Source organism: Streptomyces sp. NPDC052396 (genome assembly GCF_044593195.1).
GTDB lineage: Bacteria > Actinomycetota > Actinomycetes > Streptomycetales > Streptomycetaceae > Streptomyces.
On record NZ_JBIUAW010000007.1, the window covers coordinates 258,416 to 283,861 of the forward strand.

A 25,446-nucleotide genomic window follows, 5' to 3' on the forward strand; every position below is an offset into this window, starting at 1 on the left:
GAGCGGGCATGCCTATGCCGTACGGCAGAGCACTTGCACTGGCGTTCCATTTTAGAACTCCCGGCACTTCCGGGCCCCGGGCAGCGCGGGCAGCGCTCGGGTACGTCCCGTAACGCAGCGCCGTCCTTACAGCACCGCGACCGGGCTGACCGGGGAACCCGTCCCGCCCGGGATGTTCAGCACCGCCACCACCAGCAGGAACGCATAGTGTCCCGTCCGGGCGCAGGCCTCGGAGAGCGCCTCCAGATCAAGGTTGTCCAGCAGGGGCACGCCCATGGCGGCGATGGCCAGGGTGTGGACGGGGGAGTGCAGGCCCTCGACCGGCGAGGGGCGCACATCGCTGTCGCCGTCGCCGCCCAGCAGGGCGAGGCCGCGCTCGGCCAGCAGCGGCACGGCATCGATATGCAGGCCCGCGCAGGCGGTGTCGGGGTCCCAGGCGCCCAGCTCCCTCCGGCGCCGGAAACGGCCGACCCGCAGCAGTACCGCGTCCCCCTCGCCGATCCGTACCCCGTGCGCCGTTTCCGCGGCGGTGAGGTCGGGGGCGTGCACGGCCTGCCCGGGCTCCAGCCAGGGCTTCCCCCGCACGGCCGGCAGGTCCAGGAGCACCCCCCTGGTCACCAGCGGACCCAGCGCCGCCACATCCCCGAAGCGGGCCCCCAGGGCGCCGACCAGGTCCCGGGCCCTGCCGCCGCCGTAGAGCCGGCCCCGGTAGGCGATATGGGACAGCGCGTCCAGATGACTGATGGCCTTGCCGTGGTAGTCGGCCCCGATGAAGTCCTTGTGGGCGGTGGGCTCGGGCGCCTCGACGTCCCCCAGGTCGGACATGTAGTGCAGGGCGGGCCTGCCGTTGTCCGGGCCCGCCGTGGTGTCCCAGGCCCGGCCCAGCGGCACCACCTCTCCGGTCCGCACCAGGGCCGCCGCCTGCCGGACGCGCTCCCGGGTCACCCGGTTCCCGGCACCCCGGCCGCCGGCCTCCCACTGGTCCCAGGTCCGCAGCCGCTCGAAGAGGGCGTCGAACTCCTGGCGGGAGACAGTGGGGCCGTTGTCGGCGGGGTGGCTGCTCATCTGCCGGTCCAGGGGCGGGTGGGAATGAGTGCGGTCGACACCAGTGTGGACGCTGTGACAGGGGCCCGGCATCCCGGGAGGCTCGCCGTCGCGTCTCGGATGCGCGTCGTCGGTGGCCGGTCGCGCCCACGCGGCGGAGCCGCCTCATGCAGCCGCCCCGCGCCCCTTACGGGGCGTGGGTGCACCAGCCTTGGCCGACAGGGGAGTTGCGGGAGCGGGCGGGGCTGCGGGAGCGTGCCGGTGACCCCCGCCGTAAGGGAGGCAACCATGACCACCATCCCCGGCACCCGCGTGGAAGTGACCGCACAGCGGACCTTCCCCCGTGGCAGCGCCCTCGCCCGCACGGCTCGCCTCGGCATCATCGTCGAGCGGGCCGAAGCGCTGGTGGATCTGACCGGCAGCGTAAGGGAGTTGGTGGCAGGCTCGGGAGTCGACGAAGGCACCGTACAGCTCTACTGCGGCCACACCACCTGCGGGCTGCTGATCAATGAAAGCGATCCCGGCCTGGAGACCGATCTGGGACGGGCCCTGGAACGCCTGCTGCCGCACAGCGGCCACCATCCCTACGCCCATGACAAACACCGCACTCCCGCCGAGCGCCTGCTGCACGGCGAACGCGACAACGGCCACGCCCACTTGCGCACCCAGCTCACCACCCACCCGGAGCTGAACATCCCGGTCACCGAGGGGGCGCTCCACCTGGGCCGGTGGCAGGCCGTCCTGCTGGCCGAGTACGACGGCCCGCGCACCCGGGAACTGCTGGTGCGCATCATCGATTTGGGGCGGTGAGCAAGCGGCCTCGGCCTCCCGGAGTCAATGTCCGGGAGACCGAGGCGAGTTGTCCCGGCTTATGCCCGGTTCACTGACTGGGCGGCGAAATAGACGGCCTGCTCCTCGTCGCCGAACTGGGTGGCCTGGAGGTTGGGGCCTATCAGCCAGCCTTGGATGCCGATGATCTGGGCCGGGTCGTCATAGCGGGAGAAGGCCCCGGTCTGGACGCCTTCCCCGGTCGCGGGGTCGAAGTTCTGCAGCCAAGGGCCGCCGCTGCTGCCCGGCGCCATCGCGCCGGTGATCACATCATTGGCGTAGACGGGGTCGGCCCAGGAGTCGCCTTCGGCGAACATCAGGGTGCGGCCGTCGAAGTCGCGCTGGAGCGCTGCTGACACCGCGTTCCGGGAGTGCGCGTAGTAGTTGCGCTCGTTGCTGGTCGGATAGCCGAACATCGCCGCGTGCCGGGCCCGCGGCTGGTTGAAGGCGATCTTCTGCCCGCCCGTTACCTCGGCGATCGGCCGCGGATCACTGGGGTTGGCCACCAGGAGGGCCGCCATGTCGCCCCCCGCCACCCAGTCGCCGTTGTGCGCCCAGGTGTCCGTGGTCCACTCGCGGGTCACTCCCCAGACCCCGTACGGTGCCACGTCCTTGCCGGGCAGCGCGGTGCTGTCGCTGTGGCGTGCCAGGCCGGCGCCGTTGAAGCCGGGGATGAACACCATCTTGTCGACGAAGAGGTTCGGGCCCACAACCGGCAGGTGGTAGCCGATGCAATGGCCGGCGGTCACCACCACGCTCTTGTTGGCGCTGGTCACCACGTTTCCGGAGCAGGCGTCCAACTCGGTGCCACCGGTGTCCAGATTTTTGTACTCCATGAGAAGCTTGCCGGCCGTGCGCCCGATGAGCCCCTGCTGGACCGGCCATGGCTTGCTGAGGCGGTCCCAGCCTCCCGAAGGCGGAACCGCGTCATGGTCCTCGTTGTTGAGCGCGGCCTTGGCCATCCTGGACAGGTTCCAGAACTCCACCTCGGCCTTGAGGTTCTGCTGGTAGTCCGGCCCACTGGGCACCAGCGCGGGCATTTCGACCACGGAGTTGTCGGCCCGTGCCGATGGGGCCATGGTGAACAGGGCGGCCAGCAGCGCCAGTACGCCAACGGCGGCTGTGCTCATACGTCTTGCGGTGGACAGTGTCCCGACTGACATGTCGGTTCCCCCTTGAGAGTGTTGACGGAGAGAGGACGGGTCAGGGCGCCGTCCGGTCAGGCCGAGGCGAAGGCCGCCTCCAGGCGCGGCACAAAGTCCTCCAGGTCCTGTGCCCAGCACTCGGGTTTATGGCCGCCCCGGCAACCCTGGCCCCACCCGGAGCCATTGCCGTAGTCCACGAAGTGGTAGGGGTGGTTGAGGGCGTCCAGATGGTCCTTGGCGTGGTAGGCCGCCGACCGCACCCAGAACTCGGGTTCGGCTGGGTCGCCGGCGCCGTCGCCGGTGTAGAGGGAGATGCCCATGCCGGCCAGCTTGTCCATATGTGCGGACGGATCGGCGGCGTTCCAGCGCCAGTCGGCGTTGAACACCGGGTACGGCGAGCCGAAGACGGCGTCACTGGACACCGGGGGACCGAAGTCGAGCGCGCAGTCGCCGCCGGAGCTGGAACCGCACAGCGCGGCGCCGATGTTGGTGAGCGTGGCGACGACGGCACCGCGGATGACCGCCTCGTCCATGGAGAGGTCATCGGCACCGGAGAAGGTGGCGACCTGGCTGAAGAGCTCGGGGTGGTCCTGTGCGTAGTGCAGGGCACCGAAGCCGCCCATCGAGATTCCGCCAATCGCTCTGCCCTGCTTGGTCCCCAGGGTGCGCAGATTGGCGTCAATGAACGGGATCACCTGGTTGATGTGGAAGTTCTCCCAGTTCTGCGCGCCCGCGGCGGTGTCCTGGTCAAGCCAGTTGGTGTACCAGCCGCGCAGGCCGCCGTCCGGGATCACGGTGATCATCGACTTGGCGGCGGTGAGCGCCGGATAGGCCAGATGAGGATTGCCCGGGTCGTCGGACGCACCATGCAGCAGGTAGAACACCGGATAGCGCTTGGTGGAGTCGGCCGCGTAGCCGTCGGGCAGCAGGATCCGGATGCGATGCTCCCCGGCGACCTGGGCCGTGGTCACCGTGACCACGAAGTTGGCCGCCGTACCGGTGGCCGTGCCGACCTGGGTGAGCCCGAAGCCGTCGGTGAACCTGGGCGGCGCCGGGGCCTCGGCGGACGTGGCGTGCGCGGCTGGTGTGCCGAGCATCAGCAGGGCGGTGGCCACCGCGGCCAACAGTGTCTTGGCGCGGGACAGCCGAACGGGCAGGACGGATCTCATCAGTTGTCCTCGAAGTGGGCGGATGCCATGGGGCCGGTGGTTCCGCTTGACCGGCACGGCTCATCTAACGGGCAGCCCCCGGCCGGACGCCATACGGTTCGATGGCTCAGTTGCGCCGTTGGCGCAGGTGAGCCGGGTGCGCCATAGTCTCCGGGAACCGATGCAATCGGACATCAGTGCGGCCAAGGGGGTGTTGTGCACGACGTCCTGGATCCCGACTCCACCCGTGGCCGGGTCTACCGGCTGCTGGTGAGCCACCCGGGGGCGCCGGCCGGCCTGCTGGCCACCCGGGCCGGGCTGAGCGAGGCCGTGGTGCTCGCGGTGCTGGAGGAACTCGCCGCCGAGGACATCGCGGTGACGGCCGGTCCGGAGGCCAGGACCTGGGAGGCGTTGTCGCCGCTGCAGGTCGTGGAGACCCTGCTGCAGCGCGAGGCGGCCCGGCAGGCCGCCCTCCGGCGGACCGGCGCCGAACTGGAACGGCTCTACCGCTTCGCCCGCCGGGACGCCGGGCACTATGGCGCGCTGGAGGTGGTCGAGGGCAACGCACAGATCCTGACGGTTGTCCGCCGGCTCCAGCAGTCCGCGCGCCACCAGGTCCGGGTCATCGACATGCCCCCGTACTCCGGGCCGCCCGACCACTACCTCGGCCAGGAGACCCTGCAGCGCCAGCGGATGGCCGCCGGCGTCGTCTACCGCGTCCTCTATCACGGCTCCGCCTTCGACGACCCGATCGCGGGCCCCAACATGGCCCGCATGATCGAGGCCGGCGAACAGGCCCGCACCCTGCACGAGCCGCCCATGAAGCTGGCCATCGGCGACAACGACCTGGCCGTGATCACCCTGGCCGGCGACGACCGCCCCGGTGCCATCGCCCTGCTGGTCCGCCCCTCCAGCCTGTTCCGGGCCCTGGCCAATGTCTTTGAGTCCCTGTGGGGCCTGGCCGTACCGGCCTCGGCGGCCGGTGTGGACACCCAGATCGACGCCCGGGACCGCCAGATCCTCACCCTGATGGCCAGCGGCGCCACCGACGACGCCATAGCCCGACGCCTGGGCCTGGGCCGGCGCACCGTGGTACGCCGGGTCTCCGCCCTGCTGGCCGCCCTGGGCGCCACCACCCGCTTCCAGGCCGGAGTCCAGGCCGCCCGGCGCGGCTGGCTGTGAGACCCATGACACGGCCGGCACGGCCGACACGGTCCCTGAGGCCGGGGTCCGGCCGGTCACTCGTTCTCCGGAACCCGGCGTGCCGGGCCGGCGCCCCCGGCATCTACTGAATCCGGAGCCGGCTGCCGATCACCCGGAGGGTCAGTGTCCGTTCCGGGCGAAGGCGAACCGCGTCCCCGAGCGCCGGCCTCCCCAAGGCCGGGAATCCGGGGAGCCCTGGCCACCCTGGGCGAGTGGTGCGCCCGCCACTTCCTGGTGGTCATGGCCGGCTGGCTGCTGGTGCTGGCCGGTGTGGAGGGGCTCAACAGGGCCTACAGCGGGCCCTTCTCCGATGACTTCACCCTGCCCGGGGTGCAGTCGGTACGGGCGATCGACGTACTGAAGGCCCACGATCCGGCCGTCGGCGGCTACAGCGCCCCGGTGGTGCTGCATGACGCCAAGCGGCCGCTGACCGCCGTCGCCGCCCAGGTGAACGGCGCGGCCGCCGCGCTACGGCGGCTGCCGCATGTGCTGGCCGTCCAGAACCCGCTGCCCCCACCCTCCGCGTACCCGGCGCAACCACCACCCCCGGGCCGGCGGAACGTGGGACCGCTGTCCGGGGACGGCCGCACCGCCTACCTCACCGTCCGCTTCGACACCACGCCACTGCTGCTGGGCCAGGACTATCTGCATGGGGTCGACCGGGCCGTGGCACCACTGCGGGCGGCCGGAGTGCGGGTGGAGTACGGCGGTCCGCTGGGTGAACTGGCCCGGCCGCTGCCCAACGACCGGGGGAGCGAACTCATCGGCTACGGCGCGGCCGTGGTGATCCTGCTGGCCGGATTCGGCAGCGTGACGGCGGCGGTCCTGCCGATGCTCACCGCTCTCATCGGGGTCATCACCGGACTGGCCTGCCTGGGCCTGCTGGCGGCCGCGTTCACCTTCTCCACCGTCTCCCCGACCCTGGCCACCATGATCGGGCTGGGGGTGGGCATCGACTACGCCCTCTTCCTGATCACCCGCCACCGGCAGCACGTCCTGGACGGGACGGATCCCGCCACCGCCGCCGGGCAGGCCGTGGCGACCAGCGGCCGGGCCGTGCTGGTCTCCGGCTGCACGGTCATCGTGGCGCTGGCCGGACTATGGGTCAGCGGCATCTCCCTCATCGGGAAACTGGGCACCGCCGCCGCCATCACCGTCATCACCGCCGTGCTCACCGCCCTCACCCTGGTCCCGGCCCTGCTCGGCCTGGCCGGACGCCGGATCGACCGCTGGCATGTCCGCACCCCGGTCGCCGAGGCGGCCCCCAAGGGCCGCGAGCCCGGACGCGCCGGCTGGCACCGATACGCACGGCGCGTCCAACGCCACCCCTGGTGGTTCCTCACCGGCGGCCTGGCCACCGCGGCCGTCCTGGCCGTCCCGCTGTTCTCCATCCGGCTGGGGCACATCGGCGACGGCGCCGACCCCACGAGCTTCACCGACCGCCGCGCCTTCGACCTGATGTCCGCCGCCTTCGGCCCCGGCGCCAACGGCCCGCTGACCCTGGTCATCGACCAGAGCACCGTGCCGCCCGCCGAGCGTCCGGCCCTGGCCACCCGGGCCGGGCACGCCCTGGCACACGTCCCCGGCACCGTCACCACCACCTCGCTGCGCCCCACACCCGACGGCAAGGTGCTCACCGCCACCACCATCCCCGCCACCACCCCGCAGGACGCGGCCACCACCCGCCTGGTCAACCACCTCAGGGACACCGTGCTGCCCCGAGCCGTGGCCGGCACCACCGCCCACGGCTATGTCACCGGCACCACCGCGGTCCAGGTCGACTTCCTCGACATGGTCGCCGACCGGCTGCCGCTGATCATCGGCGTGGTGGTCGGCCTGGCCTTTGTGATCATCCTGGCCGTCTTCCGCGGCCTGCTGGTGGCCCTGAAGGCGGCCGTGCTCAATGTGGTGTCGATCGCCGCCTCCTATGGCGTGATCGTCGCCGTCTTCCAGTGGGGCTGGGGCAGCGGCGCCCTCGGCGTCGGCGGCCCGGTGCCGGTCGAGAGCTTTGTGCCGATGATGATGTTCGCCATTGTCTTCGGCCTGAGCATGGACTACGAGATCTTCCTGCTCACCCGCGTCCAGGAGAACTGGCTGCGCACCGGCGACAACGCGGAAAGCGTCTCCCAGGCGCTGGCTACCACCGCCCGCGTGATCACCTGCGCCGCGCTCATCATGACCAGCGTCTTCGCCGCCTTTGTGGCCAGCCCGGTGATCGTCGTCAAAATGCTGGCCGTGGGGCTGGCGGTCAGCGTCCTGATCGACGCCACCCTGATCCGCCTGGTCCTGGTCCCGGCCACCATGACCCTGCTGGACCGCAGCAACTGGTGGATCCCCCGCTGGCTGGACCGGGTCCTGCCCCGGGTGCGGTCCTAGAGCTCGTGGTCCCGGGCCAGTTCTTCCCAGGGAACGTCACACAGCGGGTGCTGGTCACTGTCCCCTGACGGGACGTCCGGGACGGCCTGGAACCAGACGATGGTGAGGGCGGAGCGGTACAGCACCGGATCGCGGCCGGGGTCGACTGCCGTGGAACGGAAGGCGCCGACGCAGGCCACGGCGGGCAGTACCTCGACGGGCCCGAAGCCGCCCGGAGCCAGGTCCGGGAACTCACGGGAAGGCGGAACGAGATGAACCGGCCCGCCGGGGAAGGCACTTTCCGCGGTCCGCAACAGGCCACGGATCTTCATCTCGTTGATGGGCCGGCACGGATAGCCCTCCAGCATCGTGCCGTAGGTCGAGCGCAGCCGCAGCTCGGTGAGTTCGATGGAACGGCCGGAGGAGAGCGAGAGGCGGCTGAGTGACATGGCCGTACCCTACGACCAAGATCCACTTCAGGTAAGTGCTTTACGCCTGGCCCGTCTCGAAGCGGCTGATCCTGCCGTCTGCCACCTCGAACCGCCAGGCCGTCCGCATGGCGCCCCAGCGGTCGTTGGTGAAGACGGCCACCAGGGCCCGGCCGCCGTCCGACTCCGCCTCGACGTCCATCCGGCCGTTGGAGCCGAAGATCTCGTCCTCCGTCCAGCCCTGGAGATCACGGTCCGTGCCGTCGTCGGACATGGTGGCGTCCTCGGTGAGCAGGTCCATAAATCCTTGCCGGTCACCGGTGTTGATGGCGGTGACCAGGGCTCGTACGGTCGGGTCGGACGGCTGGTCCGGGGCGACGCTCATGGGAACTCCTCTGCCGGTGCGCTGCCGGTGCCGGGGAGACCCAGCCAAGCACCGCCGCCGGGGCACCGCCACCGATGGTGGTCCGCTCAGCCGGTGGGTGCGGTCAGCCGGCCGAAGAGCGGGGTCGCCGGCGGCAGGACGCCCTGGTGCGGGGTGCACTGGCGGGCCAGCCGGGCGGCGGCCGTGGGCAGGAACGGGGACAGTTCGCCGGCGAGCTGCCGGCAGGCCGCGATCAGCGCGGCCAGTACGGCGTCCAGGCGCTCGTCCCGGCCGTCCCGGGCCAGTTCCCAGGGACGCGTTCGCTCGACACAGCGGTTGGCCTCCTCCACCACCGTCCACAGCGCGGCCGTGGCGGCACGGAAGTCGTAGGCGGCCAGGGCCGCTTCGATCCGGCCGGGCAGCCGGTGGCAGACCTCGGCCAGCCGCTCGGTGCCGGGAGCGCGGCCCGGGGCGTCGTCCGGAAGCCGGCCCGCACGGTAGCGGTGCACCATGGACACCACCCGGTGGGCCAGATTCCCCAGGCCGCCGGCGAGATCGGCGTCGGCCCGGGCCACCAGCCGGTCCCGGGTGAAGTCGGCGTCCCCGATGCGCGGCACCTCGCGCAGCAGCCACCAACGCACCGCGTCCGTACCGTAGTCCGCGACCAGCCCGACCGGATCCACCGTGGTACCGGCCGACTTGCTGATCTTCCGGCCGTCCACCGTGAGGTAGTCATGCACCAGGATCTCGGTGGGCAGCGGCAGCCCCGCGGACAGCAGCATGGCCGGCCAGTAGACGGCGTGGAAGCGGAGAACTCCCTTGCCCGCCAGGTGAATGCGCCGGCCGCCGCCCGTCCACCAGGTGTCGAAGTCCGGGGCCGAGGTGCCGTAGCCGAGGCTGGTGACATAGTTGCCCAGGGCCTCCCACCAGACATAGACGACCTGCTCCGGGTCGCCGGGCACCGGAATGCCCCAGCCACGGGCCCGGGTCCGGGAGCGGGAGACGGAGAAGTCGTGCAGCCCGCCGGCGAGCAGGGCCAGCACCTCGTTGCGGCGCTGCCCCGGCTGGATGCGCAACCGCCCACTGGAGATCAGCTCTTGAAGGGCGCCGGTGTAGCGGGACAGCCGGAAGAACCAGTTCTCCTCGGCCACCGGCTGGGGCGCGGTGCCGTGTTCGGGGCAGCGGCCGTCGGGCAGGTCCTGCGGGACGTAGAACTGCTCGCAGCCCACGCAGTAGAGCCCCTGGTAGTGCGTGCGGTAGAAGTCACCGGCGGCTTGGCAGCGCCGCCAGAGGCGTTCGACGCCGACGCGGTGGCGCGGGTCGCGGCTGGTGCGGATGAAGTCGTCGAAGGACAGGGCCAGTGGCTCGCGAAGGGCCGCGAAGGCTGCGGCATTGCGGTCCACCAGCTGTTGGACGCCGGTCCCCGCCGCCTCGGCGGCCAGCACATTCTTGAGCGAGTTGTCATCGGTGCCGGTGAGCAGCCGGACCTCGTCGCCCGCGCGGCGGCGGTGCCGGGCCAGGGTGTCCGCCTGGACGAGCTCCAGCGCGAAGCCCAGATGGGGACGGGCGTTGACATAGGGGATGGTGGTGGTGATGAAGCAGCGTGGGACGGTCATGGGAGCCTCCTCCAGCGAGCCGGGGCTCCCCCCGGCGGATGCGGAAGAGGCCCCGTCCCGGGGCCTCGGATAGGTCAAGCGTCCGTGTCAGCAGCCCCGTTGACGGGGCATCATCGAGTGCTGGGGCGCGGACGCGAGGTTCATGCGCTGGACCGTAGCGGGCCCAAACGGGCCCGGGCAAGGCGATTGTGGTCATCCCGGCCCGCCCGGCCGCGACCGTGCCCGGCCCGGGGCCGGGCACGTCAGTCGCCGCGCACCAGCCGCTGGGCCGGCACCGCCTCCGGGCTGCTCCTCAGCAGCGCCTCCGTCAGGGCCTCACCGGCGGCGGCCAGGGCCGCGTCGTCCAGGGGGCCCAGGGCGTCGAGGATGAAGACGGCGCGGGTGGTGGTGCGGGTGAGCCGGGTGCGGGTGCACTGGCGCCAGTTCCAGCGGCGGCAGGTCACGCCCCGGTCGTCTCGCCACACCACCTCGCCGGGCGAGCAGTGCTCGGTGGCCGGTTCCCCGCCCGCCGTGGTCTCGAAGACCTCCTCGCCGGTGGCGCGCACCAGCCGGGCCGGACCGGCGTAGTGGTCCAGGTCCTCGCCGCCCAGCGGCAGGACATGGGCCACCGAGACGGCGTTGTAGAGGTCGGTGAGCCGGTCCACCCTCGGCAGCCCGGTCTCCGCCCGGCGCACCAGGGCCTCCGCGCTGGGCCGGGTGCGCTGCGGCTTGGCACCGAAGGCCCGGAAGGCATCCCGCCAGGCGGCCAGGTGCGGGTGTTCCTCCACCGGCGTATGGGCGAGCCAGGCCCGGGCGGTCTCCTCGGCCGCGGTCAGCAGCCGTTCGCTGGTCGCGTCACTGGGCCCGGGGCGCAGCCCCTCGGCGGCTATCACCAGGGCCCGGTAGTCGGGGCGCAGCTCCCGCACCGCCGGATCGACGGTCACGGTGTCCAGCCAGGCTTTGAGGTCGGTGGTGTCGGCCATCAGGCCCTCCAGGCGCAATATTGTGTACCAGATGGTGCTGTGTACCGTACCAGGCCGGAAAAATCGCGGGCGGACTCCGGTCCGCCCGGTCAGACTGCGAGGATGCCGACCTTCAACATCCCACCGCAGATCAGGCTCGCTCGGCCCGATGAGCTCCCGCTGCTTCAGGAGATCGAGCGGGCGGCGGGGGAGCGCTTCCGTGAGATCGGGATGCCGGAGATCGCCGACGACGACCCGCCCGCGCTCCACCTGCTCGCCCGCCACCAGCGGCACGGTCTGGCATGGGTGGCCGCCGACGTATCCGACCGCCCGGTCGGCTATCTGCTGTGCTCCTTCGCGGCCGGCGAGCCGCATGTGGATCAGGTGTCGGTGCACCCCGCCAACTCCCGGCGGGGCATCGGCCGTTCACTGCTCGACCACCTCGCCGGAAGTCAGGCGGCCAACGGCCGGACGATGCTGACCCTCACCACCTTCGCCCAAGTCCCCTGGAACGCGCCCTACTACGCCCGCTGCGGCTTCGAGGTGATGGCGGAGGGGGAACTCAACCGGGCGCTGCGCAAGAAGGTTGAGGAAGAGGCCGCCCAGGGCCTGGACCGCTGGCCCCGGGTGTGTATGCGCCGTCGGCTGGCCGGAGTTCAGACCAGCCCGAACACATCGATGTCGGCGGCCAGCGGCTGATACCGGCCGGGATCGGTGGTGAAGACGGTCCAGCCGGAGGGCACCGCGATGGCGGCGGTATGCGCCAGCGCGACGTCCTCCAGCCCGTAGCGGCGCATCATCGCCCCAGCGGCCTGCACGGCGGGCAGGTCCAGCGGTCGGATCAGCACCGAGGGCCCGCACCGGGCCAGCAGCAGTTCCAGGGCCGTACGGGCCAGGCCCGGCTTCTCCCGCTCGGCCAGCACCAGTTCGCTCTGTGGAACGTTGACGGTGACCGCGTGCCAGCTCCACCGGTCGGTGAGCACTTCATGCTCGATCCGGTATCCGGTGCTCAGGTCGCAGAGGAAGCCGGCGTCCAGGACGACCCCGGTCACACCGTCCTGGCTCATGCGGCGCTGCTCCGGCGGGTGGCGATGTACTGCTCCAGGGACAGCCGGGTGCGCTGGTTGGTGGCGTCGTCGGCCCACTGCCGGGCCAGCGTCATCCGGTCCTCGTCCAACCCGAAGTCCTGGCGCAGGCGTTCATCGCTCTCGCGGTGTCTGCGGTCGCGGTCGATCTGGCCCGCGAGCGTTCTGGTGACGAAGGCCGACACGGACTCGATGACATTGGCGTCCTTCATCCCGCGCAGCTGCTCGGCGAGCTCCCGCGGCACGGTGATGCTGATCCGCTCGTAGTCGGAGGTCTTCTCTTCGCCCATGGCCGAAATATTACTGGACGCGCTGCCGGTAATACCGGCTTTCCGGCGAGCCGGGCGGGGAGCCGACGCCTGCCGCCGTGGCCCACCACCGGCGCCTGCCGGACGCCACGCGCCCGGCGCGCCGGCCCATGACCCATATCGATAACCGTATTCAAGAAATGGCCCGCGCCGAAACGCTATCGAAAACCGTCTCCATTGCAGCCTTTGCCGATTCCTTGAATATGCGCTTCACTGCCGTGGATGCCAGGGCGATTTCCCAGGGGGTTTTGATGCGGCAAAAGCGCGGCCGGAACGGCGGCGGTCACGACCATGCGCACGGGCACGGGCACGGGCACGGTGACGACCACCAGCACGGCCACGGCCACGGCCACGGGCATGGCCACGGGCATGGCCACGGCCACAGCCATGGTGTGGCCCAGGACGCGGACCGCCGCTGGCTGTCCATAGCCCTGTGTCTCATCCTCGGCTATATGGCGGTGGAAATCGTTGTCGCTTTTGCCGCTCATTCCCTGGCGCTGCTGTCGGACGCCGCCCATATGCTTTCCGACGCCGGTTCCATCGTGCTGGCGCTGGTGGCGATGAGGCTGGCCGCCCGGCCCGCCCGTGGCGAATACACCTATGGCCTCAAGCGGGCCGAAATCCTCTCCGCGCAGGCGAACGGCCTGACCCTGCTGCTGCTCTCGGTCTGGCTGGCCTATGAGTCCGTCCAGCGCCTGCTGAGCCCGCCCGAGGTCGGCGGCCGCCTGGTGCTGATCACCGCGCTGAGCGGGGTGGTGGTGAACATCGCCGCGGCCTGGTGCATGTCCCGGGCCAACCGCTCCTCGCTCAATGTCGAGGGCGCCTTCCAGCACATCCTCACCGACCTCTATGGCTTTGTCGCCACCGCGGTGGCCGGAGCCGTGGTGATGGTCACCGGGTTCGCCCGGGCCGATGCCCTCGCCACGCTGGTGGTGGTGGCGCTGATGGTCAAGTCCGGACTGTCCCTGGTACGGGCGGCCGGGCGGATCTTCCTGGAAGCGGCTCCGGCCGGGGTGCAACCGGATGTGATCGGCGACCGGATGGCCGCCCAGGCCGGGGTGGTGGAAGTGCACGACCTGCACATCTGGGAGATCACCTCGGGTGAGGCGGTGCTCTCCGCCCATGTCCTGGTGGAACCCGGCGGCGATTGCCACGCCGTACGCCAGGCCGTCCAGGGCACCCTGCGCGAGGAGTACGGCATCACCCACGCCACCCTCCAGGTCGACCACGCCGCCGAGGCGCTGGCCGGCGCCGGCCAGGCGCCGGGCCGGGCGGACGCGCACTGCGAGCAGCCGCACGGCACCGTGCACCACCGGGGGCCGCACAGCCACTGACGCGGGCCGCCCGGCAGCAGGCCCGCCGCCATGGCGTCCGGTGCGGAACCGGTCTTCGCCGCCGGCGGTGCCGGACGGGCTTGTGCAGCCCGCCTCGCGGCCGGCGGAGCGCGGGTCGCCGGCGTCGGCCTGGACCCGCCACCGCGTCAACTGCCGTGCCGCGCAACGGTGATCGGGGGCGCCACCGATGCCGGTATCCTCGCCCGCGCGCCCGCGCCTTCGACGCGCACCCCGGTGGCTCCCGTCGGTACTCATCCACGCACTTCTGGGCGAGGACCGCGCACCGCCGGCCGAAGTGGCCGCGGACCGGCTGCGCACCGTCCCTGGACGTCGGCCTGGCAGGCCGACGCCGAGTTCGCCCGTTGTGGCGTGGGGCGGCCCGGCATCATGGTGCTGATCCGCACAGCCGTCCCCCGCACCGAGGCGCACGCACACAGCGAGGCCGGGCCGACGGCAGATCCGCCGCTCCCCCCCTGCCACGCGCCTGCCGGCCAAGGAGATCGCCGAGGCCGGGGCCTTCCTGGCCGGGGCGGCGGCCTCCTATGTCAACGTCGCCGGTCTGCCGGTGGACGGTGGGATGCCGGCCCTGTCGCCGGAGAGCGAGGTGGACGCCCCCATAAGGAACGCGGGGCGGCTCCGCCGCGTGGGCATGACCGGCCATCCGCGGACCGAGCCGGAGGCCGCCGGTCCGATGCGCCGGGAGATCAAAGGCGCAGCGGCGAAGGCCTGCCATAGGCGCCCACTTTGTAGGAACCCAACAGACCCGCCCCCGCACTCCTGCGGAAAATCAGTGGTCCCGGCCGGGCGGAGATCGGTGAGGATGAACGGGTGCCTCAGCCACTGAACCCCGCGGACCCCGCCTTCGCGCGTGACCCCTTCCCGTACTACGCCCGGCTGCGTACCCAGGGCCCGGCCGCCCGGGTGGCGCTGGCCAACGGCAGTGACGCCTGGCTGGTCACCGGGTACCGGCAGGCGCGTGAGGTGCTGGCCGACCCCAGGTTCTCCAATGTGCCGCCGCAGGGCGCCGGGCGCCCCAAGCCGGATTCGGCGGCCCAGCGTGCCCGGGCTCTGCTGGCCCGCCATATGCTCAACTCCGATGCCCCGGACCACATCCGGCTGCGCCGGCTGACGGTGGCCGCCTTCACCCCGCGCCGGGTGGACGCCCTGCGGCCGCGCATCGCGCACCTGGCGGCCGGACTGGTGGACGGGCTCGCCGGCCGGCTGGACCGGGACGGCATCGCCGACCTGGTGGACGCCTTCGCCTTCCCGCTGCCGGTGCTGGTCATCGGCGAGGTGCTGGGCGTGCCGGAGGAGGACCGGGCCGCCCTGCGCGACTGGACGTACCGGGTCGGCTCACCCGCCGACGCGCTGGAGCCGGGCGCCGTCGATGCTGCCTGGCAGCAGCTGTACGCCTACTTCGCCGCACTGATCGAGCGCAAGCGCCGGACCCCCGGCGAGGATCTGTTCAGCACGCTGGTCCAGGACGCCGGGGAAGGCGGCCTGGATGACGCGGAGTTGCTGGCCATGGCCTTCCTGCTGCTGTTCGCGGGCTATGAGACCACCATGAACCTGCTGGCCTCGGCCGCGCTGCTGCTGCTCACCCACCCCGGGCAGCTGGCCCTGGCCCGGCGCGGCGGGGAGGAGCGCTGGGCCGCCGTGGTGGAGGAGGTGCTGCGGCATGCCAGCCCGCTGGAGGGAACGACCTGGCGGCGCACGGTGGAGCCGGTGGACCTGGGCGGTGGAACGGAGATCCCCGCCGAGGCCTCGGTACTGGTGGTGCTCGCCGCGGCCAACCGTGACCCGGAGCACTTCCCGGCGCCGGACGACTTCCGGCCCGAGCGCTATCTGGGCGGCCCGGACCGGGCGGCGCCCCACGCCGCCTTCGGGCACGGGCCGCACTTCTGCCTGGGGGCCCGGCTGGCCCGGCTGGAGGCGGCGGTCGCACTGCCGCTGCTCTTCGACCGACTGCCGGAGCTGAGCCTGGCGGCCGGTCCGGCGGAACTGCCCTACCGGCCCGGTCTGTTGGTCCGGGGGCCGCGCAGCCTGCCGGTACGCAACGTCGGTTGACCTTTCGGCAAGGGCAAGCCGCAACGTCATCGCCGTGAGGCAGGTCCGTCCGGTGGGTCCGCTGATGACGGACGGCGGCTTCGCCGGGCCGGGCGACCGTCCGGAGTGGGGACCCGCAGCATACGGTGCGTGAACTCATCGCCCTGGCCCGCCGATCCACCGGCCCGGACAACATCGGCCGCGCGGTGGCCGATGTGCCGATGCCTCAGCAGGGCGATTAGGGTTGGCGGAATGACGACCCGTGCCTTCGACGCCGCCGTGACCGCCCTGAGCGAGAATTCCTGGCTGCCCACGGCCGAAGAGGCCGCGCTGGGCAGGGAGTTCTTCGCCCGGCGGGAGATGGTGGCGCCCCGGTCACTGCCCGGGATGCCGGAGTGCCGGGAGGCGACGGGCTGGGCGTCCCAGCATGTGCTGTGGCTGGAAGATGTCGCCCGCCTCACTCATGGGCTGCTGGAGAACTGGCGGTCCTATCTGCCCGGCAGCCATATGGTGGCGCTGCTGGACGGCTATGCCGACCAGGCCCGGGCGGTGGCTCCGCTGGCCGCCCGGCTCACCCGGGCCTGGCAGACCGAGCGGCCCGATCCCTGCTCCTACCAGGAAGCGGTGTGGTGGGAGGAGTGGCAGCTGCCGGAGGAGGAGCGGCAGGAGCTTGACGCGCTGACCCACCGGCTGATCCGGGTGGGTGCGATGGTGGTCGTGGCGGTGGACCGCGGCGAGGCGGGATATCAGGGCCAAGCCGGCCACCAGAACGGCGCCGGGTATTGAGACGGCGCCGGCGGACCCGACCCAGGTCCGTCCGGCGCCGCCCGCCCCGTCCGGCGGAGCGCTCAGCGGCGCAGCGGCCCCTCACAGGTGAGGGGCGCGGTGCCGGCGGTGCCGTCGGACCAGATGTCCACCTTGCCGAAGTAGCAGTTCATATCGGCGAGGTTGTTCACGGTGTTCTCGGTGCGCTTGAGGATGAAGTTGTCCACGGTCTGCGACATATCGGCGAAGACCAGGTCCGGATCATCGGAGTTGACCAGACTGGCGGAGATCCGCCCGGTGCAGGTGAACCGGGGCCGGCGCTGGTCACCGTTGCCGGTGCACACCGGGGTCATGCCGGTGGCCTTGGCGAAGGCGGTGCGGATCTGCTTGGGGGTGGACAGCGCCAGCTTGGACTGGGGCGTGAAGGAGGTCGACGGGACGTAGAGACCGTCCACATCGGCGATCTGCTTGTCGAGGAAGGCGTCATAGTCGCGTTGCAGCTGGATGTCCGCGCCCAGCCGGGTGCGCCAGGCGTCGAAGCCCTTGGGATCGTCGGCCCGCTGGTAGCCGTACATCTCCCGGATCAGCGAGGGGTGCTGGTCCCAGAGGAACTCGAAGAACGTGCCCGCGTAGTTGTAGAAGCGGAAGCCGCTGCCATAGGTGGCGTGCAGCAGCTCATTGACGGTCATCCGCGGGCCGCCGCCCGCGGTGTCCGCGATGATGCCCTTGACCAGGGACTTGCGCACCCTGATGCCATCGGAGCGGGTGCCGGCGTCGAAGAACTCGGCGGTGCCCTCGTCCATCGCGGTCACCAGGTCATTGGTGTACCAGCGGGCGTCACCGAAGGTGCCGGGCACGGCCCAGCGGCCGTTGAGGTAGTGGGTGTACTCGTGCCGGAAGAGCTCTTCCAGGGTGAGGGTGGAGTCCTGGGGGACCCGGCGCTGGTAGGTGTAGAAGGTCGCGCCGTCCTCGATGTAGATGCCGCCATTGTTGGTGCTCAGCCCGGTCAGCAGCGGCTGGAACGCCTCGTATTCCGCGCGTGAGGCGTAGAGGTGGATGTGCAGCGTGGAGTTGGGGTCCCCGGCCAGCGGGGCATCGGTGCCCAGCACCCGGAAGAACTGGGTTTTGACCTGTTTACTGGCGTAGTAGAGCTGGTCCACGGTCGCCTGGTCCAGCGAGGTGCGGACCACGATGGCACCCTTGTCATAGGTGTAGGTGTGGGTGAACAGCCGGTCCTCGATCTGCGGCTTGCACACCTGGTAGGGGGCGCAGGCGTTGTAGTCGATCAGCCAGGAGGCCACCGACGCCCAAGGGGCGCTCATCTCGCCGAAGTTGTCCTTGGTGGTGCCCAGCAGGGTGCCGAGGTCGGCCACCACCGAGGCGTTCAGCTCGTCGATCTGGCCGAAGCGCCCGTACTCGCCCATGGCGTCGCGCGCCACCCAGGCGTTGGCGGTGTCCTTGAGGTGCCGGTAGCCGGCGAAGACCTTGAAGGCCGCCCGGTAGTCCGGGTCGGCGGCGGCCGCCTGCCGGAAGGCGGTGTCCTTGTTGCCCGGGTAGATACCGAGGTAGTTGACGCTCAGCGCGGACAGCACCGCACCGCCCCAGCTGGGGTCGGTGGCCGTCCTGGCGTCCGGGGCCATGGTGCTCAGGACCCGCTTGACCAGGGGGAGTTGGTACTGCCGCAGCCCCGCCGCGCTGCCCGCGTACAGGGCCTCGCGCAGCGAGTCGGCGTTCTGCCGGGTGGGGTCGAAGGTGTGCCCGGCCGCGCCGAAGGCCGCGATACCGTCGCGCACCGCGCCCAGTGTGGTGGGGTCGTTCAGGCCCACCTCGGGGTGGGAGAAGGCATGGTAGGCCACCGCGTGCAGATAGGTGAGCAGTTCGTAGAGGTGGCCGGCGTCGGTGCCGTCATGGGACGGGGCCAGGGTGGCGATCCGGTGGGCGACGGCCTGGATGTGCGCCGAGGACATCACCGGGGCCAGCCGGGTGTCCCAGGTCCACAGCACCTCGCGCAGACAGGAGTCCGCGGTGACGTCCGGGCCGGTGAGGAAGTCCGCGAACCGCTCCGGGTCCAGGCCGGTGATGCCGTCCAGCGTGCAGGGCACGGAGCCGCGCAGCCCCGCGCCCGGCCGTCTCTTCGCGGATCCCGGCTGACCGGAGACGTCCCCGGGTATGCGGCCCTGGGCGATGGTCCCGCCACCGGGCACCGGCGTCAGCCGGCCGTTCTTGGGCGGGCGGGCGATGTGGTCCACATCGTTCTGGGGGGTGGTGCCGACGCCGGCGGCCGGCCGGCCGGATCCGGCGCCGGGGGCCGGGTGGCCGGGTGCGGCCTGGACGGCCTGTGCCGTCGGCAGGGCCAGACACGCGGCCAATGCGCCGGCCAACAGCCCTTTGCGCACGGTACGCAGCGAATGCACGGGCGTACTCCTTGGGGGGGTTGACGTTGAGTCAGTGGAGCGCCTGTACCGTAGTAGTGTGACATTGTACTGACAACCCGTTCGCCTGGGCTTTGCCGAGCCTTCACCCGCATCCGGCAAGTGCCCAACGCCCAGGGCGACTTCGGCCCGACGGCCGGACATGCCGCCGATGGCCTAATGGCACCGCCGGGCCATACGGCCGGGTCAGGCTGGTCGTCCTGATCATCATCCGGCGTCGGCCACGGAGCGACAGGTGAACCAGCGACACCGCCGCATCGCCGGCAAGGCCGGCAACAACCATGCGGTGCGGCTGAGCAGCTCCGGACTCGAAGTGCCCGCCCCGCCCGCCTGGATGCGCTGGCTGCCGGCCGCCCTGGTGGCGGGCATCCTGCTGCTGGAACCGATCACCCCGGTGGAGTGGCCGGTGAGCTTTCTGCTGGTCGCCCTGCCGGTGGTGGCCGCGTTCAGCTTCGGCCCGGTCTCCGTCGCCGCCTTCACCGTCTTCGCGGTTGTCTTCGAGGCCATCCTGGCGGGCACCCCGTGCTGCGCCGGCCGCCCCACGCACGTGCTCTGGGAACGCCACTATGTGGGCGCCTATGTCTGCACCGCCTTGGTCGGTGTCCTGGGTACCGCCCTGGCCGCCCACCGGCAGCGGCAGGAGGCCCACCTGCTGCACGCCAACTCGGTCGCCGAAGCACTGATGCGCACCCTGCTGCGGCCGGTGCCCGCCCGGATCGGACCGGTGCTGGCGGCCGGCCTCTACCGCCCCGCCGAGGCGGGCACCATGGTCGGCGGCGACCTCTTTGACATCCGGGCCACCGAGAAGGGGGTACGGGCCGTCATCGGCGATGTCCGGGGCAAGGGCCTGCAAGCTGTCCGCACCGTCGCCGACCTGCTGGGCAGCTTCCGCCAGGCCGCCTATGCCATGGGCGGCCTGGCGAAGGTGGCCGCCGAGATGGAGCGCTGTATCGCCCGCGAGGCCGAGGCGACTCCCGACGCGGAACTCTTTGTCACCGCCGTCCTGGTCGAGTACGACGCCGCCGGACAGCGGGTGACCATCATCAACCATGGCCATATCGAGCCGGTCCTGCTCTCCGGCGGCGAGGTGCGCGCCCTCACCGGCCCGCCCGCCCTGCCACTCGGCCTGGGCACCCTGTCCCGCGAGGAGCCCGTCCCCTACACCCACTCCTTCACCCCGGGCGATGTCCTGCTGCTGTGCACCGACGGCCTGATCGAGGCCCGCGACGCCGACGGCGCCTTCTACCCCTTCCTGGACCGTCTCGGCCACCGCTTCACCGGCCGGCCGGCCACCGGGCCCGCCGAGGTCATCGACTTCCTGGACACCGACCTGCCCCGGCACACCCATCTCTTCCACGACGATGTGGCCATCCTGGCCATCGCACCGGCACCGGAGGAACAGGCGACCTGAACCGCCTTGACCCAAGGGCGGGTTACGTACAAGGGCGGCCGGAACGTAGACCGCCGCCGCATTGAGTGGCTACTGTCGAAGCGCTTGGTGCCGTTAGTCCCCAGCGTGGTGCGAAGGACGGTCCGCCGGAGCGCGTTATGGCGAACAGGGCGGCTACCAGGTACACCGCTTTGTCGCCATACCCGGCGCGGACATCGGCCGGGCCATCACCGACTTCTTCGAGTCGCTGACCACCAGCCTGGTCAGAGTTGTCGCCCGTGGTGACCGGCCCGCTGTTGTCGCGCCCAATGGCCACCGCACGTGCCCCGCTCGCCGTGGCGGTCTCGGCCGCGGTGGCCGGCGGCAGCATCGCGGCCGGCTGGGCGAGCAGCGCCGGTCGGTGGTGAGCACCTTGCGGATCTGCAGACGCAGTGCCGCCAGGGCATCCGTATCCAGATGATCGACGGCCAGGTCCGCCACCGCGCCCTCCAGTGAGTCCCGTCGGGGAGGGCGATGGAGGATCTTCGCCAGGAGCCGCTGGCCCAGGCTTACGGTGGCGTCGGCGGCGTAGCCACTGCCGTCGGCGCCCAAGCCCCGTGTGCCGGCGGGAATTTGAGACAGATGTCAGGGGACGGCGATCTCCGCGAGGGCGGACCGGGTCGGCTGGAGTTCGAAGAGTTCACAGGTCGCGGCCCCGCTGCTGATGAAGGGATCCTCGGCGAGAATGGCCTCCAGCTCTTCCCGGTTCACACCCCGGGCGAGAAAGGCCCCACCGGTCCGGGGCTGCCGGCGGGCGGCCAGGACGAAGGTGCCATTGGCGAAGTACCGGTCCACATGGGCGTAGTGGGCGGTGAGCAGGGCGTCGATGCGGTCCAGGGGGACCTGGTAGGTGAGCAGTACGAAGAACATGGGGCAAGTTCAGCAGGCGGGGCGGTGGGCGTCCACGACGTGTTTCCTCAGGGGTGTTAGGCACTGCCTAAGGCCCGCCCGCCGCCCGCCATGGGGGACGCGCGTCGGGGCAGACGGCCCGCGTCTGGGCGGAACCCCGGGAGATGTGTGCCCCTCTCATCCACCGAAGGGGGCACACCAATGAAGACCATGACTCGCTACGCAGCCCTTGCCACGGCGCTCGTCTGCTGCTGCTTACCGTTGACCGCCTGCGGTACGGAACACGCAGGGGCCGGGGAGCAAGCGGCCGCCACGCCGGGGCCGAGAACTTCGGCGACACATGAGACCGACCAGACCGACGAGTCCGACCAGACTGACGGGACTGACGGGACTGACGGGACCGACGAGACCTACGGGACCGACGAGACGAGCGACGATCACCAGGAAAACCTCCCCGACACCACCGACGAGCGTCCGGACCCCGACGGCCCGCCCAGGGACAACACCGAGGATGACGACGGCGCTGTGCCAACGGCCGGTCCACACCGCTGGTTCCCGATGCGTCGCGAATTCCGTGCGTACCTCGGAGCGCATGCGCCCAAGGCGGATGCCGCCATCGCCTCGCATGTGAGGAGTGTCTACACCCGCACGCCTGCCGGCAGCGCCCGTCTCGTGGCCGTGGTCCGGGTCGACTACGGGATCACGCAACAGGACGACGCGGACCGCACCGCCAGGGTGTTCGCCCGCTGGCGGCGTTCCCTGTACGGCGATCACGGCCATGTGGAGGTCTACGGTCCGGCCAAGACCGATGCCCAACAGGACTGGTAGTGCTGCGAGATCGTGGCACCGCCCGCCTTCGGGTGGACAGGCCCCTCAGCGAGTCGGATCCAGTGGCCCGAGCGCCGGCCCATGGTCATGGGCAGGGCCCGTCCGGGTGGATGGGAGGTCTTCCCGCACATGGTTGGGGGAGCCGTCCCCGACCGGCAGGCCCATCGCCTCGGCGATGTCCGCGCGCAGCTTGGGCAGTTGCTTGTACAGGGCGTTGCCCGGGCACTCGGTGGTGAGGGTGGTGTCCGGCTGGTTGAGGTCCCGGTGGCCGACGATCGCGGTCATCGGGGCGAGCCGGTAGCGGTGGCAGAGCCAGGCGCAGGTGGCCACCAGCGTCCGCCACTGCGCTTCGGGCGGGAGCTCGGTGATATAGGTGCCCTCGTTCTCGATTCCGATGGCGGCGGTGTTCCAGTTGGCGACCTGTGCCCCGATGACATGTCCGCCCCGCCCGATCGCCTCGGCCGACCGGTAGCGTCCCTCCATCAGGAACCCGCCGCGGCTGATGGTCAGTTGCTGGCCGATGTCATTCCAGCCGTTGTGGTGCATGTGGTCGTACTGGCAGATCCGGGAGAGCTCGAAGGCGTGCTCAAGCGAGTAGTCGGTGCTGTTGGGGTAGTCCATGTGATGGACCACGATCAAGGACGGTCCGAAGGGCTCCACTCTGACGCCGGCCGGGTCCTCGGGCGGAACCGCCTTCCACTGCTTGCGGGTCCAGAGTCTGGGCGGGGGAACGGGGCAGGCGTCGCCCGGTCTTGGTTCCGCCTGTGCGCGCGGGGCGGACAGTGCGCCGGCCGCCACCGCGGCGGCTCCACCGGCCAGTGCCCCGCTGAGCAGGCCACGGCGCCCCACCCTGGACTTCTCCGATTGTTCGGTCACGGCTCAACGATCCTTTCGTGAGCGGCACACCTGCTGGTAGGCGCCGACTGTAAGCCTGGTACCGGCGGTTCCGGCAGCCCCGGCAACCGAAAGAGCGTTCAAAGGCCGCTGTCACTCATATCGGCGACCGGTCGCATCGGCTGTGTGCGCAGGGGGCAGGGACGGAAGCGGATGGCAAGCATCCGGAACCAAGGATGGGTTGAGGTGGAGCGATGAAGACTGCCCGATGGGTGGCGGCGGCCCTGGCCGCGGTACTGGCCCTGACCGCCGCGCCGTTGGCGGCCGCGAAGCCGGGGGCACCGCGGCACATCAGTCTGTCCAACAAGGACAACAAACAGTCCGTCACCGTACACACGGGCGACGAGATCGACGTCCAGCTCTCGGGCCAGCGGAACGAGGACTCCAACTGGCAGTGGAGCGCGCCCACCGCGGCCGACGGCGCCGTGCTGCACCGGGATTCCGCCGGGACGGCGGCCAACGGTGACACCGTCGCGGTCTTCCACGCCCGCGCGGACGGCACGACCACCCTGGACTCCGAGCTGGGGTGCCTGTCCCGTAAGAAGGGCTATTCCTGTTCGCGGGTGGTCGTCCCATGGCAGGTCACGGTGACGGCGCACACGCGGAAGAAGAAGCGATGACCGGTGGTCAGTGTTTGCGGGCGGCGGCGTAACCCGTCAACCGCGGTCTCGTTCCCCCGGACATGAGCAGAGTCTGCGGATTGCGTCGTCGTCTTCTCGCCGCCCTCCTCTGTCCGTGGTTCCTTGTGACGGCCGGCACCCCTGCTGCCGCCTCCGCCGGTCCGGCGGCGGTGAGTATCCGGCACCGGGTCTCCTACGCCGCGTTGGGCGACTCGGTGGCCTCGGGGCAGGGGGCCGGCCGCTATGACCCGGACAGCCGTCGGTGCCTGCGCAGTTCCGGGGCGCACCCGGCGCTCTGGGCCGCCGGGCATCATCCGGCCCGGTTTGTCTTCGCCGCCTGTTCGGGGGCGAAGACCTCCGATGTGGTCAAGAGTCAGCTGGACGCGGTGGATTCCCAGGTGACGCTGGTGAGCGTCACCGTCGGGGCCAATGACGTCGGCTTCGCGGATGTCATGACGACCTGCACGCTGGGGAACGAGCAGAGCTGTCTGGACCAGGTCGCCAGGGCCGAGAAGGCGGTCCAGCGGACGCTGCCGGGGCGGCTGGACGCCGTCTACCGGGCCATCAAGGGCAGGGCCGGCCGGGCCAGGGTGGTGGCGCTGGGCCTCCCCCGGCTCTTCGGCCCCGAGGGCTGCCGGGTGGGGCTGATGACCAAGCGGGGGGAGCGTGCGCTCAACCGCGCGGCCGACCACCTCAATGCCGTCACCCGCGGCCGCGCCCACGCCCATGGGCTGGTCTTCGGAGACGTGGCACCCGCCTTCGCCAGGCATGGGATCTGCTCCGAGGACCCATGGATCAACGCACCGTCCCTGCTCCACATGGACGGTGCCTACCATCCCAACGCCGAGGGCCAGCGGCTGGGCTATCTGCCGGTGCTGGCGGCGGCCGCGCGGTCATAGTCGGCCGGGGCCGTGTCCGAGGGGCCCTGATCCCGTATGCGGCGGGCCAGTTCCGCGGCGCCGTGCCGCCCCGGTGACCAGGCCAGTGCCAGCCTCAGCCGGGGCGCCGCCTCGGTCAGGGGGCGCCAGACCAGGCCATCCGCCAGGGCGGAGCGGGGGCGCAGGGCCACCACCCGTTCCCCGCCGTCGAGTTCGGCCTGCACGATCGACCGCCGGGCGGGGGCGATGCGCAGCCGGGGTTCCCAGCCGCCCGCGCGACAGGCGGCCAGCACCATGTCGTGGTAGCCGGGGGCGAACTCGCGGCGGAACCACAGGAGTTCCTCCCCGGCCAGATCGTGCCAGGAGAGGCGGGCGGCCGAGGCCAGGGGATGGCCGGCGGAGAGCAGCACACCCAGGGGCTCGTCGGCGACCACCAGGGTGTGCAGGCCGTCGGTGCCGGCGGGCAGGGTGACCAGCGCCAGGTCGGCCTCTTCGCGGCGCAGCCTGGCCAGTTGGTCGGCGGTGGCGGCGCTGTCCAGCACGAGGTCGGCGCCGGTGGTACGGGCCGCCGTGTGCAGGCGGTGCAGCAGGGCGGGCGGGGTGCCGGGCGCCACCAGGGCGCGCAGCGAGGGGCGTTCGCCGGCGGCGGCCCGGGCGGTGTGCAGCGCGCGGTCGGCGGCGGCGAGCACCGCGCGGGCCTCCGGCAGCAGGGCCTGTCCGGGCGCCGTCAGGGTCATTCCGGCCTGGGAGCGGACGAACAGCGGGGCGCCGACCTCCCGTTCCAGGGCCTTGATCTGCTGGCTGAGCGAGGGCGAGCTGAGCCGCAGCCGCTGGGCGGCCCGGGTCAGGCCGCCCTCCTCGGCCACCGCGCAGAAGTAACGCAGCTGACGGAACTCCACGGCGGTG

25 protein-coding genes are annotated in these 25,446 nt (G+C 71.4%); 11 read left to right on the top strand and 14 right to left on the bottom strand.

Going from position 1 to position 25,446, the window contains the following annotated elements:
• Positions 1–126 precede the first annotated feature (126 nt).
• The gene (locus ACIHFE_RS20235; RefSeq protein WP_400108434.1) at positions 127–1,065 is read right to left on the bottom strand and encodes a cyclase family protein; all 939 of its coding nucleotides are present in this window, start codon (positions 1,063–1,065) and stop codon (positions 127–129) included.
• Positions 1,066–1,332: 267 nt separating this feature from the next.
• Here ACIHFE_RS20235 and ACIHFE_RS20240 point away from each other — a divergent pair, with 267 nt between their 5' ends.
• A complete protein-coding gene (locus ACIHFE_RS20240) occupies positions 1,333–1,854 on the top strand; it encodes a secondary thiamine-phosphate synthase enzyme YjbQ (RefSeq protein WP_400108436.1) in 522 nt (173 codons plus the stop codon).
• A 59-nt stretch (positions 1,855–1,913) separates the two neighbouring features.
• On the opposite strand, the gene ACIHFE_RS20245 is transcribed toward ACIHFE_RS20240, so the two are convergent.
• On the bottom strand, positions 1,914–3,002 hold the full coding sequence (locus ACIHFE_RS20245; protein WP_400108438.1) for a trypsin-like serine peptidase: 1,089 nt from the start codon (positions 3,000–3,002) through the stop codon (positions 1,914–1,916).
• Positions 3,003–3,091: 89 nt separating this feature from the next.
• A complete protein-coding gene (locus tag ACIHFE_RS20250) occupies positions 3,092–4,186 on the bottom strand; it encodes an alpha/beta hydrolase (RefSeq protein WP_400108440.1) in 1,095 nt (364 codons plus the stop codon).
• Positions 4,187–4,381: 195 nt separating this feature from the next.
• Between ACIHFE_RS20250 and ACIHFE_RS20255 the strand changes: the two genes are divergently transcribed.
• Complete coding sequence (locus ACIHFE_RS20255; protein WP_400108442.1) at positions 4,382–5,347, top strand: LuxR C-terminal-related transcriptional regulator; 966 nt, start codon at positions 4,382–4,384, stop codon at positions 5,345–5,347.
• 144 nt (positions 5,348–5,491) lie between these two features.
• A complete protein-coding gene (locus tag ACIHFE_RS20260) occupies positions 5,492–7,744 on the top strand; it encodes an MMPL family transporter (RefSeq protein WP_400108444.1) in 2,253 nt (750 codons plus the stop codon).
• On the opposite strand, the gene ACIHFE_RS20265 is transcribed toward ACIHFE_RS20260, so the two are convergent.
• The 4 genes from ACIHFE_RS20265 to ACIHFE_RS20280 all read right to left on the bottom strand — a co-directional run bounded on the left by ACIHFE_RS20265 (position 7,741) and on the right by ACIHFE_RS20280 (position 11,093).
• On the bottom strand, positions 7,741–8,172 hold the full coding sequence (locus ACIHFE_RS20265; RefSeq protein ID WP_400108446.1) for a hypothetical protein: 432 nt from the start codon (positions 8,170–8,172) through the stop codon (positions 7,741–7,743). The genes ACIHFE_RS20260 and ACIHFE_RS20265 overlap by 4 nt on opposite strands.
• A gap of 40 nt (positions 8,173–8,212) precedes the next feature.
• A complete protein-coding gene (locus ACIHFE_RS20270) occupies positions 8,213–8,536 on the bottom strand; it encodes a nuclear transport factor 2 family protein (protein ID WP_400108448.1) in 324 nt (107 codons plus the stop codon).
• Between the two features lie 86 nt (positions 8,537–8,622).
• Positions 8,623–10,131, bottom strand: coding sequence for a methionine--tRNA ligase (locus ACIHFE_RS20275; protein ID WP_400108450.1), 1,509 nt, complete (start codon positions 10,129–10,131; stop codon positions 8,623–8,625).
• A 242-nt stretch (positions 10,132–10,373) separates the two neighbouring features.
• Positions 10,374–11,093 carry a B3/4 domain-containing protein gene (locus ACIHFE_RS20280; RefSeq protein WP_400108452.1) on the bottom strand — a complete coding sequence of 240 codons (720 nt, stop codon included), beginning with the start codon at positions 11,091–11,093 and terminating at the stop codon, positions 10,374–10,376.
• 102 nt (positions 11,094–11,195) lie between these two features.
• Here ACIHFE_RS20280 and ACIHFE_RS20285 point away from each other — a divergent pair, with 102 nt between their 5' ends.
• Positions 11,196–11,771, top strand: coding sequence for a GNAT family N-acetyltransferase (locus ACIHFE_RS20285; RefSeq protein ID WP_400108454.1), 576 nt, complete (start codon positions 11,196–11,198; stop codon positions 11,769–11,771).
• Here the strand turns inward: ACIHFE_RS20285 and ACIHFE_RS20290 are convergent.
• From ACIHFE_RS20290 to ACIHFE_RS20300, 3 genes are all read right to left on the bottom strand, one after another.
• Positions 11,729–12,139 (bottom strand): hypothetical protein, encoded by a 411-nt coding sequence (locus tag ACIHFE_RS20290; RefSeq protein ID WP_400108456.1) that lies wholly within the window; start codon positions 12,137–12,139, stop codon positions 11,729–11,731. The two genes, ACIHFE_RS20285 and ACIHFE_RS20290, sit on opposite strands and share 43 nt — an antisense overlap.
• Entirely contained in the window at positions 12,136–12,447 is a 312-nt protein-coding gene (locus ACIHFE_RS20295; protein WP_400108458.1) for a hypothetical protein, read from the bottom strand. The genes ACIHFE_RS20290 and ACIHFE_RS20295 overlap by 4 nt, the downstream gene beginning before the upstream one ends.
• Before the next feature lie 176 nt (positions 12,448–12,623).
• The gene (locus ACIHFE_RS20300) at positions 12,624–12,842 is read right to left on the bottom strand and encodes a hypothetical protein (RefSeq protein WP_400108460.1); all 219 of its coding nucleotides are present in this window, start codon (positions 12,840–12,842) and stop codon (positions 12,624–12,626) included.
• Between the two features lie 15 nt (positions 12,843–12,857).
• Between ACIHFE_RS20300 and ACIHFE_RS20305 the strand changes: the two genes are divergently transcribed.
• From ACIHFE_RS20305 to ACIHFE_RS20315, 3 genes are all read left to right on the top strand, one after another.
• On the top strand, positions 12,858–13,799 hold the full coding sequence (locus tag ACIHFE_RS20305) for a cation diffusion facilitator family transporter (protein ID WP_400108462.1): 942 nt from the start codon (positions 12,858–12,860) through the stop codon (positions 13,797–13,799).
• A gap of 828 nt (positions 13,800–14,627) precedes the next feature.
• Positions 14,628–15,866, top strand: coding sequence for a cytochrome P450 (locus ACIHFE_RS20310; protein ID WP_400108464.1), 1,239 nt, complete (start codon positions 14,628–14,630; stop codon positions 15,864–15,866).
• Positions 15,867–16,097: 231 nt separating this feature from the next.
• A complete protein-coding gene (locus tag ACIHFE_RS20315) occupies positions 16,098–16,631 on the top strand; it encodes a hypothetical protein (RefSeq protein ID WP_400108466.1) in 534 nt (177 codons plus the stop codon).
• Between the two features lie 62 nt (positions 16,632–16,693).
• Here ACIHFE_RS20315 and ACIHFE_RS20320 read toward each other — a convergent pair whose 3' ends face one another.
• Positions 16,694–19,024, bottom strand: coding sequence for a collagenase (locus ACIHFE_RS20320; RefSeq protein WP_400108468.1), 2,331 nt, complete (start codon positions 19,022–19,024; stop codon positions 16,694–16,696).
• 253 nt (positions 19,025–19,277) lie between these two features.
• Here ACIHFE_RS20320 and ACIHFE_RS20325 point away from each other — a divergent pair, with 253 nt between their 5' ends.
• Positions 19,278–20,453 (top strand): PP2C family protein-serine/threonine phosphatase, encoded by a 1,176-nt coding sequence (locus ACIHFE_RS20325; protein WP_400108470.1) that lies wholly within the window; start codon positions 19,278–19,280, stop codon positions 20,451–20,453.
• Positions 20,454–21,056: 603 nt separating this feature from the next.
• Here the strand turns inward: ACIHFE_RS20325 and ACIHFE_RS20330 are convergent.
• Positions 21,057–21,341, bottom strand: coding sequence for a YciI family protein (locus ACIHFE_RS20330; protein WP_400108471.1), 285 nt, complete (start codon positions 21,339–21,341; stop codon positions 21,057–21,059).
• Between the two features lie 180 nt (positions 21,342–21,521).
• Here ACIHFE_RS20330 and ACIHFE_RS20335 point away from each other — a divergent pair, with 180 nt between their 5' ends.
• A complete protein-coding gene (locus tag ACIHFE_RS20335; protein WP_400108473.1) occupies positions 21,522–22,148 on the top strand; it encodes a hypothetical protein in 627 nt (208 codons plus the stop codon).
• A 45-nt stretch (positions 22,149–22,193) separates the two neighbouring features.
• Here the strand turns inward: ACIHFE_RS20335 and ACIHFE_RS20340 are convergent, their stop codons facing one another.
• Positions 22,194–23,024, bottom strand: a complete 831-nt coding sequence (locus ACIHFE_RS20340; RefSeq protein WP_400108475.1) for a peptidoglycan recognition family protein — start codon at positions 23,022–23,024, stop codon at positions 22,194–22,196.
• 212 nt (positions 23,025–23,236) lie between these two features.
• On the opposite strand from ACIHFE_RS20340, the gene ACIHFE_RS20345 reads away from it, so the two are divergent.
• Positions 23,237–23,662: a hypothetical protein gene (locus ACIHFE_RS20345; protein ID WP_400108477.1), complete on the top strand. Its 426-nt coding sequence runs from the start codon at positions 23,237–23,239 to the stop codon at positions 23,660–23,662.
• 80 nt (positions 23,663–23,742) lie between these two features.
• Positions 23,743–24,561, top strand: coding sequence for an SGNH/GDSL hydrolase family protein (locus ACIHFE_RS20350; RefSeq protein WP_400108479.1), 819 nt, complete (start codon positions 23,743–23,745; stop codon positions 24,559–24,561).
• On the opposite strand, the gene ACIHFE_RS20355 is transcribed toward ACIHFE_RS20350, so the two are convergent.
• Positions 24,525–25,439, bottom strand: coding sequence for a LysR family transcriptional regulator (locus ACIHFE_RS20355; protein ID WP_400108481.1), 915 nt, complete (start codon positions 25,437–25,439; stop codon positions 24,525–24,527). The two genes, ACIHFE_RS20350 and ACIHFE_RS20355, sit on opposite strands and share 37 nt — an antisense overlap.
• Between the last annotated feature and the right edge of the window lie 7 nt (positions 25,440–25,446).